Source organism: Bradyrhizobium betae (genome assembly GCF_050632175.1).
Classification (GTDB): domain Bacteria; phylum Pseudomonadota; class Alphaproteobacteria; order Rhizobiales; family Xanthobacteraceae; genus Bradyrhizobium; species Bradyrhizobium betae_B.
Genome location: NZ_CP192576.1, coordinates 5,810,512 through 5,828,530, shown reverse-complemented (window position 1 = coordinate 5,828,530; position 18,019 = coordinate 5,810,512). Strand labels below are relative to the sequence as shown.

General features: G+C 64.2%; 15 protein-coding genes and 2 pseudogenes. 4 read left to right on the top strand and 13 right to left on the bottom strand.

What is annotated here, in order from left to right:
• Positions 1-527: 527 nt before the first annotated feature.
• From ACQ86E_RS27930 to ACQ86E_RS27870, 13 genes and pseudogenes are all read right to left on the bottom strand, one after another.
• Entirely contained in the window at positions 528-1,448 is a 921-nt protein-coding gene (locus ACQ86E_RS27930) for a hypothetical protein (protein ID WP_431202720.1), read from the bottom strand.
• A 144-nt stretch (positions 1,449-1,592) separates the two neighbouring features.
• Entirely contained in the window at positions 1,593-1,967 is a 375-nt protein-coding gene (locus tag ACQ86E_RS27925) for a Zn-ribbon domain-containing OB-fold protein (protein WP_431202719.1), read from the bottom strand.
• Positions 1,964-3,100, bottom strand: a complete 1,137-nt coding sequence (locus tag ACQ86E_RS27920) for a thiolase family protein (protein WP_431202718.1) — start codon at positions 3,098-3,100, stop codon at positions 1,964-1,966. Before ACQ86E_RS27920 ends, ACQ86E_RS27925 begins: the two co-directional genes overlap by 4 nt.
• Positions 3,101-3,106: 6 nt before the next feature.
• Entirely contained in the window at positions 3,107-4,306 is a 1,200-nt protein-coding gene (locus ACQ86E_RS27915) for a CaiB/BaiF CoA transferase family protein (protein WP_431202717.1), read from the bottom strand.
• A 120-nt stretch (positions 4,307-4,426) separates the two neighbouring features.
• Positions 4,427-4,633, bottom strand: a complete 207-nt coding sequence (locus ACQ86E_RS27910) for a hypothetical protein (RefSeq protein ID WP_431202716.1) — start codon at positions 4,631-4,633, stop codon at positions 4,427-4,429.
• Between the two features lie 135 nt (positions 4,634-4,768).
• Positions 4,769-5,937 (bottom strand): annotated as a pseudogene (locus ACQ86E_RS27905) (acetyl-CoA acetyltransferase).
• Between the two features lie 67 nt (positions 5,938-6,004).
• Positions 6,005-6,655, bottom strand: a complete 651-nt coding sequence (eda, locus tag ACQ86E_RS27900; protein WP_431202715.1) for a bifunctional 4-hydroxy-2-oxoglutarate aldolase/2-dehydro-3-deoxy-phosphogluconate aldolase — start codon at positions 6,653-6,655, stop codon at positions 6,005-6,007.
• A gap of 36 nt (positions 6,656-6,691) precedes the next feature.
• Positions 6,692-7,684: a sugar kinase gene (locus tag ACQ86E_RS27895; protein ID WP_431202714.1), complete on the bottom strand. Its 993-nt coding sequence runs from the start codon at positions 7,682-7,684 to the stop codon at positions 6,692-6,694.
• Between the two features lie 29 nt (positions 7,685-7,713).
• Positions 7,714-8,700 carry a D-erythronate dehydrogenase gene (denD, locus tag ACQ86E_RS27890; protein ID WP_431202713.1) on the bottom strand — a complete coding sequence of 329 codons (987 nt, stop codon included), beginning with the start codon at positions 8,698-8,700 and terminating at the stop codon, positions 7,714-7,716.
• 65 nt (positions 8,701-8,765) lie between these two features.
• Positions 8,766-9,642: pseudogene (locus ACQ86E_RS27885) on the bottom strand (carbohydrate ABC transporter permease).
• Between the two features lie 2 nt (positions 9,643-9,644).
• Positions 9,645-10,592, bottom strand: coding sequence for a carbohydrate ABC transporter permease (locus ACQ86E_RS27880; protein ID WP_151642203.1), 948 nt, complete (start codon positions 10,590-10,592; stop codon positions 9,645-9,647).
• Positions 10,593-10,658: 66 nt separating this feature from the next.
• A complete protein-coding gene (locus ACQ86E_RS27875; protein ID WP_431202712.1) occupies positions 10,659-11,972 on the bottom strand; it encodes an ABC transporter substrate-binding protein in 1,314 nt (437 codons plus the stop codon).
• 69 nt (positions 11,973-12,041) lie between these two features.
• Positions 12,042-13,103, bottom strand: a complete 1,062-nt coding sequence (locus ACQ86E_RS27870; RefSeq protein WP_375309525.1) for an ABC transporter ATP-binding protein — start codon at positions 13,101-13,103, stop codon at positions 12,042-12,044.
• A gap of 202 nt (positions 13,104-13,305) precedes the next feature.
• Between ACQ86E_RS27870 and ACQ86E_RS27865 the strand changes: the two genes are divergently transcribed.
• From ACQ86E_RS27865 to ACQ86E_RS27850, 4 genes are all read left to right on the top strand, one after another.
• Positions 13,306-14,406, top strand: a complete 1,101-nt coding sequence (locus ACQ86E_RS27865) for a LacI family DNA-binding transcriptional regulator (RefSeq protein ID WP_431202711.1) — start codon at positions 13,306-13,308, stop codon at positions 14,404-14,406.
• Between the two features lie 123 nt (positions 14,407-14,529).
• A complete protein-coding gene (locus ACQ86E_RS27860) occupies positions 14,530-16,359 on the top strand; it encodes an IlvD/Edd family dehydratase (protein ID WP_431202710.1) in 1,830 nt (609 codons plus the stop codon).
• A gap of 159 nt (positions 16,360-16,518) precedes the next feature.
• Complete coding sequence (locus ACQ86E_RS27855) at positions 16,519-17,250, top strand: SDR family oxidoreductase (RefSeq protein WP_431202709.1); 732 nt, start codon at positions 16,519-16,521, stop codon at positions 17,248-17,250.
• A gap of 17 nt (positions 17,251-17,267) precedes the next feature.
• Positions 17,268-18,014, top strand: coding sequence for an SDR family NAD(P)-dependent oxidoreductase (locus ACQ86E_RS27850; RefSeq protein ID WP_431202708.1), 747 nt, complete (start codon positions 17,268-17,270; stop codon positions 18,012-18,014).
• Positions 18,015-18,019 lie beyond the last annotated feature (5 nt).

Sequence of the window (18,019 nt, the reverse complement as noted above, 5' to 3'; positions counted from 1 at the left end):
CGCAGCGCGCGCAACGATGAGTCACGCCCAAGTCTAGGGAGAAAAGGCATGAAGGAAGCCACCAAGGGGGCGGCCTCGGGAGCGCTCGCGCATATGCTGGCGGTGACGGCGATGCTGGTCATCGCCAGCATCTTGTTTTACGGGCGTTAGTAAGAGTTGCGTCAGAGTTTTCGTCATTCCGGGGTGGCTCTCGCACAAGCCAGGCCCAGAATTCCCGTTCCAGGCTCGGTCCTTTCGACCGCCCCCGAATGACGAATCCCGCCATGATTGATGCGAGCGGATAAAGGACTGATCCCTGGTGGGATGCAGGGTGAAGCGCAACGGACGTCCGCTCTAGCGACCCAGAGCAGACATTCCTGCCGGAATCGCGGCAAATGCCCATGTCAGGCCGCCGCCGGCATAATAGCTGGTTTGCGAACCGAACGAGATGCCGACTGGCGACGTCGTCCCTCCGAATGCAGCGATGGTTGGAGGCGCAACAGAAGGCGCCTGGCTGTCGTGATTCACGCCGACGAACCCCCGCACGATCAAAGCCGGCAGCGGCTTGAACGCCACCCCCGCTTCGGCGTTGGCGAGGAAGGGTGTCGAACTCCTTCCGATGCCGGATAGGGCGCTGGCGCCGTTATAAAATCCAAGAATATTGTCGACGTATATGTCGGAACCCGAGAGCGACGCCCTGCGCGAGGCGAAGCCAGCCCAGCCGCCGACGCCGATCTCCGCCCAGGAGTCACGGCGACTTTCAAATCCAGCCCCGCCCGAGCTCCGACGTCGGTCCAGCGGAGCGACGTGCTCGCGTTGTAGGTTGAAACGCGGGCAGGGTCGGCGAGGGTTGCCAGTGAGAGAACCGAGGTTGTCGATTGGTTGTTGTGCGCCTCTCCGCCGAACACGGCCAGCGAAGGCGTGAACGAGACCGCGCCGACGCGATAATCGCCAGCGGCTCTCCCATGGATCTGCCAGCTGGCATAGTCCGCCGCCGAATTCCCGTTGATCGTACAGACTTGAACGGGATTACAGGCCACCCCACCCGCACTGGGTACGCCGCCCAGCAGCAGACCGACGACGCCACCACCATCGGTTGAGACCCTGCCACTCGCCGAGCCGGAAGCATGGCCATAGAATCCGCCAATTTCCAGCCGCGTGTTGGATCCGAATACCGTATGCGTGACAGGCAGGAAGTATCCCACCGCCCCGCGAACCAGGTAGCCATCGAGACGCTGGCTGAGGGATAGCGCACCGGCGTCTGCAAGCGTACCGGAGGCGAGAAGATGGTGGCCGAGGGCGTAGTTTGGCAGGTCAAAGCGCTGCCACGAACCGTCAAGCGAGGCGTAAAAGCCGCCGCTGGAGACCGCGGTTGCGGCCGGTGCCTTGTAGGCCGGGACCGGGACGTCGGCGGCAAAAGCTGAAACGGCAAGCGACGAAAGCAGCGAAACGAGCAACAACGTCTTCATCGCAAAAATTCCCGGCCGAATTCCAAGCTTGAACCTAGCGGCTGATCCGCCTGGAGTCTGCGCTTATTATGCAACACAAACGCGAACTCGGCAGCGGCATGCCGCGTCGCGGGCAGAAGGCAGAGATGGATTCCGTGCAGGATCTTACGGCTTCTCCGCTCGGTCGATCCTGGTGAAATACGGCACGATTTTCCCGGCAAAGGTTACGAATTTCGCGCAGACCTCGTCACCAATGGCGAGATCCTTCTCGCCATGCGCCATCATGCGAAAACCCTCGGCGCAATCGACCAGCAGGATGTTGTAGGGCACGTGCGCGCGCGTCTCCGGCGTGGCGGCGCGGCAGACCAGTGAGGTCGCATAGACGCTGCCCTTGCCGCTGGCGCGCGCCTCGCGCGGATCGGAGCCGCCGCAGGCTGCGCAGAAGGCGCGATGAAAATACTGCACATGGCCGCATGCGTTGCAGGTCTGAAAAATGATGGCTTCTGCGCCCTTGGTCCAGTCCACCAGACGCTCGCTCATCGCACCCGCTCCAGGAACATGCTGACATGGGATGACAGCACGCCGCCGTCGCCGTGCAGCAGCGCGATCGAGGCGTCGCGCACCTGCCTTCCCGCCGCCCGGCCCGTCATCTGCAAATGCGCCTCGACAAGATGCGCCATCGCGCCGCCGACGCCGCAATGGCCGTAGCTGAGCAGCCCGCCATGGGTGTTGAGCGGCATGGCGCCGTCGCGGCCGAAATGGCCTGATCGCACGCGGGCCGCCGCCTCGCCGCGGCCGGCGAGGCCGAGGTCTTCCAGCAGCATGGCGAGCGTGATGGTGAAGCTGTCGTAGATGGCGGCATAGCGCACGTCCGAGATCGCAAGGCCCGTCGCCTCCTTCGCACGCGCAATCGAAATCTCGGCGCCGAGTTCGCTGAGCGCGGGCGCCGCCGTGACGTGCTGGTGGGTATGGGCCTGCGCGCAGCCGCGGATGCGGACGCCGGCTTCTCCGGTCCGCTCGCGGCTGATCACGAACGCCGCGCCACCATCGGACACCGGGCAGCAGTCGAGCAGCTTGAGCGGCATGGCGACCGGCTTCGAAGCCATCACGTCGGCGACCGTGATCGGATCGTGGAATTGCGCACCGGGATGGGTGCTGGCGTGGCTGCGCATCAGCACCGCGAACTCGGCAAGGTCCTCTTCGGTCACGCCGTATTCGTGCATGTAGCGCGTGGCGACGAGGCCGTAATAGGCGGGAATGGTCGGGCCGAGCGGCACCTCGTAGTCGGGATGACCGACCTGCGCCAGCGCCTGGATCGAGGCGTCGCGGCTCTGTCCGGTGAGACGGTTCTCGCCGGCGACCACGAGCACGTTGCGCGCAACGCCTGCTTCGACGAGATGATGCGCGAGCATGGTCATCGCCAGCCCCGTGGCGCCGCCGACCTGGACGGCGTGAGCATAGGACGGGCGGATACCGAAATGCTCGGCGAACACGGTCGCCAGCATGATGTGCGGCGAGACCGTTGAATAGCCGCAGAGGATGCCGTCGATGTCGGCGCGCTTGAGCCCGGCATCGTCGAGCGCGGCTTGCGCGGCCCTGCTCATCAGGTCGAGTGAGGATGAACCCTCGTGTTTGCCATAAGGCGTGAGGCCGACGCCGGTGACGAAGCTCATGTTGCCCTACTCCGGCGCCGAACGCGTGACGCCATCGCGGACCATGGCAGCAATCTCGTCCTGGGAGTATCCGATCTCGCGCAGAATCTCCGCGCCGTGCTCGTTGAGCCGGGGTGCCAGCCGTGCGGGCTCCGCCTCGGTCTCCGACCAGCTCGCAGTCACCTTCATGCTGCGGATCGCTCCTTCGGTCGGATGGTTCACGACCGGAAAGAACTTCGTCGCCTCCAGATGCTCGTCGTGGAGCACGCCCTGCAAATCATGCATCGGCATCACAGGCACATCGGCTTTGGTCAGCAGGTCGATCCACTCTGCCGTCGTGCGGGTCTCGAAAATGCGCGCGAGTTCGGCATAGACGACATCGATGTTGGCGGCACGGCCGGCGAAAGTCGCGAACATCGGATCGGCGCGCAGATCGTCGCGCCCCGTCGCCTTGAAGAAATTCTCCCACTGCTTGTCGTTATAGACGATGACGCTGAGATAGCCGTCCGACGTCTTGTACGGCCTGCGGTCGCGCGAGAGGTGGCGGGCGTAGCCGCCCTTGTCGAGCGGCGGCTCGAATGTGAGCCCGCCCATGTGGTCGCCCATGACGAAGCCGGCCATGGTCTCGAACATCGGTATGTCGACGCGCTGGCCGCGGCCGGTGCGATCGCGATGCACCAGACTGGCACAGATCGCGCCGACGGCGGTCAGGCCGACGATGCGGTCGACCAGCGCGTTCGGCACGTAGCGCGGCACGCCGTCGCCGGTCTGCGCCATCAACGCGGGCAGCGCCGTGGCGCCCTGGATCAGATCGTCATAAGCGGGTTTGGAGGCATAGGGCCCGTCCTGGCCGAAGCCGAACACGCCGGCATAGACGAGGCGCGGATTGACTTTCGAGACGACGTCATAGCCGAGCTGAAGCCGCGCCATCGCCTGCGGGCGAACGTTGTAGACGAGAACGTCGGCATCCTTCAGCAGCCGCAGCACGGCATCGCGCCCCGCAGGCTTCTTCAGGTCGAGGCAGATCGAGCGCTTGCTGCGGTTGGTGTTGAGGAACACCGGACCCATTCCGGTGTGCCGCATCGGGCCAATCAGGCGGGTGACGTCGCCGTCGAGCGATTCGACCTTGATCACGTCGGCACCGTAATCGCCGAGCATCTGGGTCGCATAAGGCCCCATCAGCACGGTGGTCATGTCGACGACCTTGATGCCCTTCAGCGGCCCCATCCGTTCGCTCCCGATTGCGCAAGGCCAGATCGGCCCCGCGATTTCGGTCCAACTAAGGGCAGTCACGCCATGCGCGCAAGGGCCAGCCGGGGTATGGCCGCATGCGCGACCATGCGGCGGCTATTTCTTCTGGCGGGATTCGCGGATCTTGATGAGGCGATCGAGGTCTTCGTTCTGCTGGTTGAGGCGGTCGGCAATGCGCGACTCGCTCTGCTCGCCCGAGGCCGCCGCAGCCTGCTCGATCAGCTGCCTGATATTATCCTCGAGGATCGCGATGCGATCGTTGAGTGCGTCCATCGACAGCGAGTCTTCGTAGTCATTGCTCATGATGCTTTTCCGCAAATCACCTGGGAGCCGTAGGGTGGGCAAAGCGAAGCGTGCCCACCATGATCTAGCGCAAAGAAGGTGGTGGGCACGGCGCTTTCGCGCCTTTGCCCACCCTACAGAACTACGGGACTGACCTTACTTCAGCGGCTCCAGCACGGAGACGTAGTTGGCAACCGCGGCGCCGCCCATGTTGAAGATGCCGCCGAGTTTCGCATTCTTCAGCTGCATGCCCTCGGGCGCCTGGCCTGCGAGCTGCATGGCGGTCATCACGTGCATGGAGACGCCGGTAGCACCGATCGGGTGGCCCTTGGACTTCAGGCCGCCGGACGGATTGACCGGCAGCTTGCCGTCCTTGAGCGTCCAGCCTTCCTTGATGGCGCGGGCGCCCTGCCCCTCGGCGTCAGGCCCATCGCTTCGTACTCGATCAGCTCAGCGACCGTGAAGCAATCATGGGTCTCGACAAAGGACAGATCGGAGAGCGTCACGCCCGCCTGCTCCAGCGCACGCTGCCAGGCGACGGTGCAGCCCTCGAACTGGAGGATGTCGCGCTTGGACATCGGCAGGAAGTCCTGGGCATGCGCGGTGGCGCGAAAGCCGATCGACTTGCCCATGGTCTTGGCGGTCTCGGCATCGGCCAGGATCAGCGCCGCGGCGCCGTCGGAGACCAGCGAGCAGTCGGTGCGCTTCAGCGGGCCGGCAACGTAGGGGTTCTTCTCGCTCTCGGCGCGGCAGAAGTCGAAGCCGAAATCCTTGCGCATCTGGGCAAAGGGATTGGCGACGCCGTTCTTGTGGTTCTTGGCCGCGATCAGCGCCAGCGCATCGGACTGGTCGCCGTACTTCTGGAAATAGGAGCTGGCGATCTTGCCGAACACTCCGGCGAAGCCGCCCACGGTGTCACCGTCCTCCGGCAGATAGGACGCCTTGAGCAGGTTCTTGCCGATCTCCGGGCCCGGCGTGCGCGTCATCTGCTCGACGCCGACGACGAGAACGATCTTGGCCGCCCCGGCGGCGATCGCGCGCAGGCCCTGATGCACGGCGGCAGAGCCCGTGGCGCAGGCATTCTCAACCCTTGTGGCCGGCTTGAAACGCAGCTTCGGGTCGGCCTGGAGCACCAGCGAGGCCGTAAAATCCTGCGGCGAGAAACCGGCATTGAAATGGCCGAGCACGATCTCGTCGACGTCGCCGGCCGAAATGCCGGCATCCGCCAGCGCCTCGTTGGCAACCTTCACCACGAGGCTTTCCACGGTCTCGGTATCGAACTTGCCGAACGGCGTATGGGCCCATCCGACGATGCTGGCGGTCATGGTCTCTTCTCCCTGGAGTCGTCTGATCTGGTTCTGACTTAAGTCTTAGCGCAGGGCTGGCAAGACTTCACGCGGCTTTCAGGGCCTGGAGGCTGCGCTGGCAGATGGCAGTTATGCCGGCCCAGTTCCCGGCCTTGATCTCCGCGGCCGGGCACAGCCAGGAACCGCCGACCGCGACAACATTGGGCTCGGCGAGCCAGGTTGCCGCATTGGCCTCTCCGACGCCGCCTGTGGGGCAGAACCGTACGTTCGGGAACGGGCCGCCGAGGGCACGCAGGCTCTTGATGCCGCCTGCCTGCTCGGCCGGGAAGAATTTTGCGACGTCGAAGCCGTAGGACAGCGCCATCATCAGCTCTGACGCGGTGGCAATGCCGGGTGCAAACGGCAAGGAGCTGTCGGTGGCGGCCTTCAGGAGATCGGGGGTCAGGCCCGGGCTGATGCCGAACGCGACGCCGAGCTTCTCGACACGGGTAAAGTCGGCCGGATTGAGAATCGTGCCGATGCCGACGACCGCCTCGGGCACCTCGGCCATCATCGCCCTTGCCGCCTCGATCGCGACGGGGGTCCGCATGGTCACCTCCAGCGTGCGGATGCCGCCCGCGACCAGTGCACGCGCCAGCGGCACGGCGTCCTGGATCCGCTCGATGGTGAGGACCGGAATGACGGTCGCGGCCTTGAACAGCGCGACGAGGTGGTTCTGTTGGGCGCTCGTGGTCATCTTGGCCTTCGTTTCACTTGGTCACTTGGTCGCAAATCACGTGGTGGCCTGACGCGTCGTCGCCGGCCGGTGCCGCTTCTTCGGCGGCATGGCATAGCCCGGAATGATGGCGCCGGCATAGCAGATCACGAGGCTGGCGAGACGATGCCCGGCCCGGGCCGCCTCGACCGGATCGGAGCCGGCGAGCCGTGCCGCGATATAGGCCGCCGCGAAGCTGTCGCCGGCGGCGGTGGTGTCGACCACCGGCTTGGTCATGGGCTCGGCGCGGACTTCGTAGGTAGTCCCGGGGAAGCGCAGCAGGCTCACGGGTTCGGCGAGCCGGAACACCAGCTCCGGGCTCGGGATCCGTGCCATCAGTTGCTCCCGGCTCTCGCCGGGATAGAGCGCGAGCAGATCCTCGGTCGAGGTCAGCACGATGTCGGCAGCCGCGAAGGCCGCGGCAAAGACCTCGCGGGCGACGTCGCGATCGGGCCAGCCGCGTGCGCGAAAATTGGTGTCGAACACGAAGCGGGTGCCGAGCAGCCGCGCCCGCTTGATCGCCGCGAACAGACGATCGCGCCCCGCCGCGTCGTAGATCGAGAGCGTGATCGCCGAGAGATAGATGATGTCGTAGCTCATCAGCGAGTTGAGCAGCTCGTCCGTCTCCGGCAGGTTCATCAACTGCCGCGCCGCCGCGCTGTCGCGCCAGTGGAAGAACTGACGCTCGCCGTTCGCATCCGTCTGGATCATGTAGAGGCCGGGCAGCTTGCCCGGCAACCGCACGACGCGCCTGGTGCCGACGCTCTCGGCGGTCCAGGCCGCGATCATCTCGTCGCTCAAGGCGTCATCGCCGAGCGCGGTGAGATAGTCGACCTTGACCTCGAGCCGCGCCAGATACACTGCGGTGTTGAGCGTATCCCCGCCGAAGCCGCGCGAGTACAGCCCGCCGCCCTGCCCGGCAGCGTGCCCGGTGGAGTGTCCCGAGGCATGTCCTCCCTGGGCCTGCCGAAGCTCGACCATGCACTCGCCGATGCAAGCAACGCTCGCCATCGTCATATCCAAGCTGTTCATCGGTTGGATCAGGCGACGAAGTTGCCGCCGAGTTCGTCTTCGATGTGAATGCGGATGATGTCGTCGAAGGTCTTCTCTTCCGTGGTGAAGCCGAGCTCGCGCGCCCGCTTTGCCTCGAAATTGCGCGGCCAGCCGCCGACGATGCCGACGATGAAGGGATCGGGCTGGTGCTTGATGCGCGCGGCCACCTTGTCGCCGGCCACCCGCCTGAGCGCCGCGATCTGCTCGCCGACCGTGGCCGAGAAGCCCGGCATGGTCAAATTGCGGCGCGGACCGACCTTGGCGAGGTCCATGGTGCCGGCATGGAGCAGGAAACCGACGGCCGAGCGCGGCGTGGCGTGCCAGTGGCGGACGTCCTCGGACACCGGGAGGATCGCTTCCTTGCCGGCCAACGGCTCGCGCAGGATGTTTGAGAAGAAGCCCGATGCCGCCTTGTTGGGCAGGCCGGGCCGGATGCAGATGGTCGGCAGGCGGATGCCGATGCCGTCGAGGAAGCCGCGGCGCGAATAGTCGGCGAGCAGGAGTTCGCCGATCGCCTTCTGGGTGCCGTAGCTGAGCAACGGCGTGTGGAAGAACTCGTCGCCGATCGCGTCGGGGAACGGCGCGCCGAACACCGCGATCGAGGACGTGAACACCACGCGGGGCTTGTAGCCGCCGCCGACAAGGCGGACGGCGTCGAGCAGCATCCGCGTGCCATCGAGATTGATGCGGTAGCCTTTGTCGAAATCGAGCTCGGCCTCGCCCGAGACGATCGCGGCGAGATGGAAGATCACGTCCGGGCGGCCGGCAATCAGCTTTTCGGCAGCGCCCGGCACGGCAAAGTCGCCCGACACGGTCTCGACGGGGAAACCAGCCTTCTCCGGCTTTTTGGGCTCGACCACGTCATGCATGGTCAATCTGGTGATGTCGCTCTTGCCGAGCCGGCCGTCGCGCAACAGCCGTTCAACCAATTTGCGGCCGACCATGCCGGCGGCGCCCAGAACCAGAATGTGCAAGAGCCTACTCCTTCTTGTTGTCGGAGCGCATCAGGCGAGAGGCGCTCTCAAGGCAGGCACCGCGATCATTCCTTCACGGCGCCAGTCATGGCCGACACATAATACTCCACGAAGAAGGAATAAAGGATAACTACGGGGACCGAGCCGGTCAGGGCCGCCGCCATTAGCGCGCCCCAATGGTAGACGTCGCCGTTGACGAGCTCGGTGATGGCGCCGACCGGGATGGTCTTGTTCTCCGACGAGGAGATGAAGGTCAGCGCGTAGATGAACTCGTTCCAGGACAACGTGAAGGCGAAGATGCCCGCCGAAATCACCCCCGGGAGCGACAGCGGCAGCGTGATCTTCATCAGGATCTGGAGCCGCGTCGCCCCATCGATCAGCGCGCACTCCTCCAGCTCATAGGGGATCGTGCGGAAATAGCCCATCAGCAGCCAGGTGCAGAACGGGATCAGGAAGGTCGGATAGGTCAGGATCAGCGCCAGATTACCGTCGAACAGCCCGAGCTGGAACACGATCGCCGCCAGCGGAATGAACAGGATCGAGGGCGGCACGAGATAGCCGAGGAAGATCGCAAGACCGACATAGCGCGAGCCTTTGTAGCGGAGGCGCTCGATCGCATAGGCGGCGCAGACGCTGGCGAACAGCGAGATGAAGGTGGAGGACACCGAGACGATCACCGTGTTCCACATCCACAGCGGATAGTCGGTGTCGAAGAACAGCTTCTTGATGTGCTCCAGCGTCGGATGGACGATCCAGAACGGATTGTACTTCTCGTAGTCGTACATCTCCGCGTCCGGCTTGAACGTCGCGATCGCCATCCAGTAGAACGGGAACAGCAGGAAGAAGATGATCAGGCCGAGCGGCAGGTAGACGCGCAAGAACTTCCGCGGGAAGCTCTCGGAGGTAGTCCATACCGACGCTTTGGTCGTCCGCGGTGCTCATGGTCAGTCCCTTCCGCCCTGCTGCCAGCGGGAGCGCTGAAGTCCGAAGAAGCTCAACAGAATTGCCGCGACCAGGAACGGGATCATCGCATTCGAGATCGCTGCGCCCTCGCCGAGATTGCCGCCGGTAATGGCGCGCTGGAACGACAGCGTGGCCATCAGATGCGTGGAATTGATCGGCCCGCCTCGCGTGATGGTGTAGATCAGCTGGAAGTCGGTGAAGGTCATCAGCACCGAGAACGTCATCACGACCGCGATGATCGGCGATAGCATCGGCAGCGTGATGTGGCGGAAGCGCTGCATGTTGGTGGCGCCGTCGAGATTGGCGGCCTCATAGAGCGATGGCGAGATGGTCTGCAAGCCCGCCAGCAGCGTGATCGCCACGAACGGGACGCCGCGCCAGATATTGGCGGCGACGACCGACCAGCGCGCATTCCAGGGATCGCCGAGGAAGTCGATGTAGCGCGTGATCAGGCCGGCTTTGATCAGCACCCAGGAGATGATCGAGAACTGGCTGTCGTAGATCCACCAGAACGCGATCGCCGAGAGCACCGTCGGCACCACGAACGGCAACAGCACGATGGCCCGGACCATCGACTTGAACGGCAGCCGCTCGTTGAGCAGCAGCGCCAGGTAAAGCCCGATGGCGAATTTCACGGCGCTCGCGGCGACCGTATAGAAGATGGTGTTGAACACCGACAGCCAGAACACCGAGTCCTTCGACAGCGAGACGAAGTTCTGGAAGCCGATGTAGCGCCCGGCCCCGCCGATCTTGGTGTCGGTCATGCCGAGCCAGAAGCCCAGCGCCAGCGGGTAAGCCAGAAACAGGATGAGAATCGCGATAGCCGGCACCATGAACATCGCGCCGAGAAAATGCCGGCTCTCGAATGCTCTGCTCCACAGGCTGCTGCGCCTTGCAGGCGCGACAACGGGCTCGGCCATGACTGCCATGTCGGATTCCTCTCGACGAATAGTCACGGCGTCCGGCGAACCGGACGCCGCGCGGATTGGACCTGATCAGACCTGATAGTAGCGCTTGGCCCGCTCGGCGGCGCGCGCGGCCGCCTGCTTCGGCGTCGCCGAGCCGGAGGCTGCTTCCGCGAACATGTCGACGACGACGAAGTCGCCCATCACGGCAGCGGAGGCATAACCGAGGTCGCCGGCAAAACCGTTGTCGCGGCTACGCTTCAGGCAATCGCGGAACGGCGTGATCTTCGGATCCGACGTCCAGACCGGGTTTTCGTTGTAGGCGGGCAGCGGCGGCGAAACGTAGCCGTTCGAGGAAACCTCCCAGGCGTCGTAGTTCTCCTTGTCCATCATGAACTTGATGTATTCCTTGACCGCCTTCGGATACTTCGAGTGCTTGTAACCGTAGTAGACCAGCACGTTCTGCTGCTCGGTCGGCACACCGACCGGGCCGATCGGCATCGCCGCGTGGTTCATGTCCTTGGCGATCTCCTGCTGCTTCGGATCGGTGGAGTTCTTGCCGACGGTCCAGATCGAGATGCCGTTCAGGGTCAGGCTGAGTTCGCCGTTGAGGAACGCCTTGTTGTTGTTCGAGTCGTTCCACGACAGCACGCCGGGGATGAAGGTTTCGTACAGCTGCTTGACGTATTCGAGCGCGGCGATCGTCTCGGGCGAGTCGATCACGACCTCGTTCTTGTCGTTGACGACCTTGCCGCCGAACGCCCACAGCGCCCACTGGCACCAGCCATTGGCATCGCCGGTGGCATGGCCGAGCGCGAAGCCGGCGGGCGTGTTGTTCTTCTTCAAGGCCTGGCAGAGCTTGAGGAAGCCGGCGGTGTCCTTGGGGAATTCCTCGAAGCCGGCAGCCTTCATGTGGCTGACGCGGTAGTTCAGGCAGCCGCCGGTCGCGCCCTGCGGGATGGCGATCCAGCTGTTGCCCTTCTTGCCGTAGCGTTCGGCGACCGGATACCAGCCGCCATACTGCTTGCCGAGATAATCGGCGATGTCAGTCATGTCGATCAGCTTTTCCGGGAATTTGTGGGGATCATCGAGCGTGCCGATGATCAGGTCGGGACCGGCGCCGACATTGGCGGCGACCGCAGCCTTGGGACGGATGTCTTCCCAGCTCTCGGCTTCGAGCTTGACCTTGACACCGGTCTTCTCGGAGAACTTCTTGGTCTGCTCGGCAAACTTGTCGAACTCGGCCTGGATGAACTGCTTCCAGCGCAGCACGCGGATCGACGCATTCGGCTCCGGCGTGTTGGTCCACTCGGCCGCGCGGACCGGGACGATGCCCGGGCCGGCGAGCAAGGCTGCGCCGCCCAGGCCAGCTTTAAGCACACTTCGCCTGTCGAAATTGCTCATCGTTCTCTCCCTAAGATTTTATATTTATGTTGTGTAGTTCTTGGGCAGTTCTTCGGCAGTTCGGCGTCGCTACATGCGTTTGCCCGTCGCCTCGTCGAACAAGTGAACCAGCGACGGGTCAGGCTTCAGCTTGACCTTGTCGCCCGGATTGAACTGGTGCCGCTCGCGGAAGACCGCGACGACCTGCTCGCCACCGACCTTGGCGAACACCTGCGTCTCCGAGCCGGTCGGCTCGACCACGATGATCTCGGCATCGGCGCCGTCGTCGGCGATGGTGAAATGCTCGGGCCGCACACCATAGACGGCCGGGCGGCCGTCGGACGCGGCCGGCGCGTTCTTGAGCGGCAGCTTGACGCCGTTCGGCCCTTCGAAGGTTGCAACGCCATTGACGCGCACATGCCCCTTGAGGAAATTCATGGCGGGCGAGCCGATGAAGCCGGCGACGAACTGGTTGTCGGGCTTGTCGTAGAGCTCGAGCGGCGTGCCCATCTGCTCGACGATGCCGTCATGCATGACGACGATCTTGTCGGCCATGGTCATGGCCTCGATCTGGTCGTGGGTGACGTAGACGGTCGTGGTCTTCAGCCGCTGATGCAGCTCCTTGATCTCGGTGCGCATGGCGACGCGCAGCTTGGCGTCGAGGTTCGACAAGGGCTCGTCGAACAGGAAGACCTGGGGATCGCGCACGATGGCGCGGCCCATGGCGACGCGCTGGCGCTGGCCGCCGGAAAGCTGGCGCGGATAGCGCTCGAGCAACGGCCCCAGCGCGAGAATTTCGGCGGCGCGCTTGACGCGCTTGTTGATCTCGTCGGAGCCCGCGTTCCGCAGTTTCAGCGAGAAGCCCATGTTCTCGGCCACGGTCATGTGCGGATAGAGCGCGTAGTTCTGGAACACCATCGCAATGTCCCGCTCCTTGGGCTGGACATTGTTGACGACGCGGTCGCCGATCGAGATCGTGCCGGAGGTAATGTTCTCGAGGCCTGCGAGCATGCGCAGAAGCGTCGACTTGCCGCAGCCGGAGGGACCAACCAGAACGACGAACTGGCCATCCTCGATCGGAATCGAGACGCCGTGCAGGACTTCAAAATTGCCGAACGATTTCCGCACGTCGCGGATTTGCACAGACGACATCTAGCTCCCTCCTCGAAAGTCCACGACGCCTTGAGCGCCGCGACCGTCTTGTTTTTTCAGACTTCACCAACCGAAGCCCGATCTTGGCGAGCGACATTGTCGGCAGTTTGTGCGGTTTTGGCAATTTGTCTTTGGTTAGTCGCTGCTGGTAGCGCTGTCAACGTTCCTTTGTTTGCGGGAGTGACTGTGTTAAGAGCAGCAAATGGGTCGAAAACGCACCAAGTCAGGCAAAATCCGGCTGGCGGAAGTCGCCGAGCTTGCCGGCGTCAGCCCGATCACGGCGTCGCGCTTCTTCCGTAATCCGGAGGCGCTGTCGGTGGCCAAGCGGACGCGGGTCGAGAGCGCCGCCAGGGAGCTTGGCTACGTGCCGAACCTCGCGGCACGCGCGCTGGCCTCGCAACGCACCGAGGTGATCGGTGTCCTGATTCCGTCGCTGACCAACAACGTATTCTCCGACGTGCTGCGCGGCATCTATGACGCCTCCGAAGGCAGCCGGTACTCGATCCAGTTGTCCAACACACGTTATAGTATTCTCCAGGAGGAGAAGCTGCTGCGCCTGTTTCTGGCGCAGAAGCCGGCCGGATTGATCGTCACCGGCATCGACCAGACCGCGGAATCGCGCGCGATGCTGGAGGCTGCCGACTGTCCGATCGTGCAGATCATGGAGATCGGGCCCGATCCGGTCGACATGATGATCGGCTTTTCGCACCATGATGCAGCGAGCGCAGCGATTACGCACCTGTTCGCGCAGGGCCACCGCAAGATCGGCTTTGTCGGCGCGCGCATGGACCCGCGGGTGCAGCGGCGCCTGGAGGGGTATGTCTCGGCCATGAAGGAAGCAGGCCTGTTCGAACAGCGCCTCGTGGTCACCACGGCGACGCCGACCTCGGTGACGCTCGGCTGCACCCTCTTCGCCGATCTTCTCGGACGCGAGCCCGGCATCGATGCGGTGTTCTGCGCCAATGACGACCTCGCGCTCGGCGTTCTCTTCGAATGCCGGCGGCGGGAGATCGCGATCCCCGAACAGATCGCGATCGTCGGCTTCAACGACCTCGAGTTCATGGCCTCTGCGGTCCCCACCCTCACCAGCGTGCGCACCAACCGCTACGAGATGGGCAACACAGCGGCCACCATGCTGATCGAGGCAATCGAGGGACGGCGCCCGGAACGACCCGTGCTCGATCTCGGCTTCAAGGTGATCGAGCGACAAAGCTCAGCGGCGCGGCGTTCGGACAGCAGGCCCGCCGCATCAGGTGCGGGCACCGCGAACAAAATGATAGCGTTACCAAGTGGCGGTGATTAGTATCGAAATTGTGAGGAAATGACCCGCTAACGGGCCTTTGAACCATCGATCGCGCCGTTGGGCATCGCACAAGCTGAAGCTGAGCCCCCCGACGCCAGTGCGTTTGCATTGCAGGAGAAACCAATGACAAAAAACCCAACCAATGGGCATGCGCCCGCCAGCAACGGCGCTCGCCGCCACCTCCGCTCCCAGGAATGGTTCAACAACCCGCATAATCCGGGCATGACCGCGCTCTATATGGAGCGTTATCTGAATTACGGCCTCACCCGCGCCGAGCTGCAGTCCGGCAAGCCGATCATCGGCATTGCCCAGACCGGCAACGACCTCTCGCCGTGCAACCGTCACCATATCGAGCTGGCGCATCGGGTGCGCGAAGGCATTCGCGAGGCCGGCGGCATCGCGATGGAATTCCCGACCCATCCGATCCAGGAGACGGGCAAGCGCCCGACCGCGGCGCTCGACCGCAACCTCGCCTATCTCGGCCTGGTCGAGATCCTCTACGGCTATCCGCTCGACGGCGTGGTGCTGACCACCGGCTGCGACAAGACCACGCCCGCCTGCATGATGGCGGCGGCGACCGTGAACCTGCCCGCGATCGTGCTGTCGGGCGGCCCGATGCTGAACGGCTGGCACGCCGGCGAGCGCACTGGCTCGGGCACCATCGTCTGGAAGTCGCGCGAGCGGCTCGCCGCCGGCGAGATCGACTATGAGGAGTTCATGGAGATCGTGGCGTCCTCGGCGCCCTCGGTCGGCCATTGCAACACCATGGGCACGGCGTCGACCATGAACGGCCTCGCCGAAGCGCTCGGCTTCTCGCTGCCGGGCTGCGCCGCAATACCCGCGCCCTATCGCGAGCGCGGCCAGATCGCTTACGAGACGGGAAAACGCGCCGTCGAGATGGTGTGGGAAGACCTCAAGCCTTCGGACATCCTGACCCGCAAGGCGTTCGAGAACTGCATCGTCATCAACTCGGCGATCGGCGGTTCGACCAACGCGCCGATCCACATCAACGCGCTGGCCCGCCACATCGGCGTCGAGCTGTCGATCGAGGACTGGCAGAAGGTCGGCCACGATGTGCCGCTGCTGGTCAACATGCAGCCGGCCGGCTTCTATCTCGGCGAGGAATTCCACCGCGCCGGCGGCGTGCCGGCCGTGGTGCGCGAGCTGATGAAGCACAAGCGCATCCATGAGGACGCGGTCACGGTGAATGGCCGCGGCATCGGCGAGAACTGCAAGGACGCGCCGAAGCCCGACAACGACGTGATCTGGGCCTATGACAAGCCGCTGGTGAAGGACGCCGGCTTCCTGGTGCTGAAGGGCAATCTGTTCGATTCCGCGATCATGAAGACCAGCGTGATCTCCAAGGAATTCCGCGACCGCTATCTCAGCAACCCGAAGGACCCGAATGCCTTCGAGGGCCGCGCCATCGTGTTCGAGGGACCGGAGGATTATCACGCGCGGATCGACGACGCTTCGCTCGACATCGACGAGCATTGCATGCTGTTCGTCCGCGGCACCGGACCGATCGGCTATCCCGGCGGCGCCGAGGTCGTGAACATGCAGCCGCCGGCGGCGCTGATCAAACGCGGCATTCTCGCGCTGCCATGCATCGGCGACGGCCGCCAGTCCGGCACCTCCGGCTCGCCCTCGATCCTGAACGCCTCGCCGGAAGCCGCCGCCAATGGCGGCCTTGCGATCCTCAAGACCGGCGACAAGGTGCGTATCGACCTCAACAAGGGCAGCGCCAACATCCTGATCTCGGACGAGGAGCTGAAGAAGCGCCACGCCGATCTGATGGCCAATGGCGGCTTCAAGCATCCGGCGAACCAGACGCCGTGGCAGGAGATCTATCGCAACACCGTCGGCCAGCAATCGACCGGCGCCTGCATGGAGCTCGCCACGCGCTATCAGAACGTCGCCGGCACGTTCGGTGTGGCGCGGGATAATCACTGACAACCACGCCGTCATTGCGAGGAGCTCGTGACAAAATTGCGGAGCAATTTTGCACTGAAGCGACGAAGCAATCCAGACTGCCTCAGCGGCACGATTCTGGATTGCTTCGCTGCGCTCGCAATGACGATCGGATAGACCTTTCAAAAGGAGACCAACAAAATGGCAGACCGCCTCAAGGGAAAACGCGCCGTCATCACCGCTGCGGCAGCTGGTATCGGGCGCGCCTGCGCTCTCGCATTCGCGCGTGAAGGCGCGACCGTCATCGCCACCGACATCAACGAAGCCGGCATCGCGGGCCTGACCAGGGAAGGCATCGCCGAGGTCGCAAAACTCGACGTCCGCAACACCGCCGACGTCAACGCCTTTGCCAAGCGCATCGGCAAGGTCGATATTCTGCTCAACGCGGCCGGCTTCGTGCATCACGGCACCATTCTGGAGTGCTCGGAAGAAGATTTCGACTTCTCGTTCGACCTCAACGTCAAGTCGATGCACCGGACCATCAGGGCGTTCCTGCCCGACATGCTGGCGGGCGGCGGCGGCAGCATCGTCAACATCTCGTCCTGCGCCGCGCTGCGGCCGCCGGCGAACCGTTACGTCTACAGCGCGTCGAAGGCCGCGGTGTCGCTGCTGACCCGCGCGGTCGCGCTCGACTTCATCACCAAGGGCATCCGCTGCAACAGCATCTGCCCCGGCACCGTCGAGACCCCCTCGATGCTCGACCGCGCCGCAGCGCAGGGCCCGCAGGGCAAGGAGATGTTCATCTCCCGCCAGAAGATGGGCCGGCTCGGCACCGCCGACGAGATCGCGTCCATGGCGGTCTATCTCGGCAGCGACGAAAGCGCCTTCACCACCGGCGTCGACCTCGTCGTCGACGGCGGCTACATGCTCTGACGCCAGAGGCTGCCAGCATGAACAAGATCGATCTCAACGGCCGCGTCGCAATCGTCACCGGCGGCGCGCAGGGCTTTGGCCGTGCCATCACCGAGCGCTTTGTCGCCTCCGGCGCCAGGGTCGCGATCTGGGACTTTGACTCAGGTCTGGCCGAGAAGACCGCCAAAGAGATCGGCGGCGAGACCAAGGTCTTCAAGGTCGACGTCACCGACACCGCGGCCGTCGAGCAGGCCCGCGATGGAACGCTCAAGGCCTTCGGCAAGATCGACATCCTCGTCAACAATGCCGGCATCGCCGGCGTCAACAAGCCGGTCTGGGAGACCGAGCTGGAGGAATGGCGCAAGGTGCTGCGCATCAACCTCGACGGCCCCTTCATCGTCTGCAAGGCGATCGTGCCGGCGATGCTCGCGCAGAAATACGGGCGGATCGTGAACATCGCCTCGATCGCCGGCAAGGAAGGCAATCCCAACGCCGCGCACTACTCGGCCTCAAAGGCCGGCCTGATCGCGCTGACGAAGTCGCTCGGGAAGGAGCTCGCGGCCCACGACATTCTCGTCAACGCCGTGACGCCGGCCGCCGCGAAGACCGCGATCTTCGACCAGATGACGCAGCAGCATATCGACTTCATGCTGTCGAAGATCCCGAAAGGCCGCTTCGTGCTGGTGGAAGAGCTCGCGGCAATGGTCAGCTGGCTCGCGTCGGAAGACTGCGCGTTCTCGACCGGCGCCGTCTTCGACATCTCGGGCGGGCGCGCGACCTATTGAGGTGA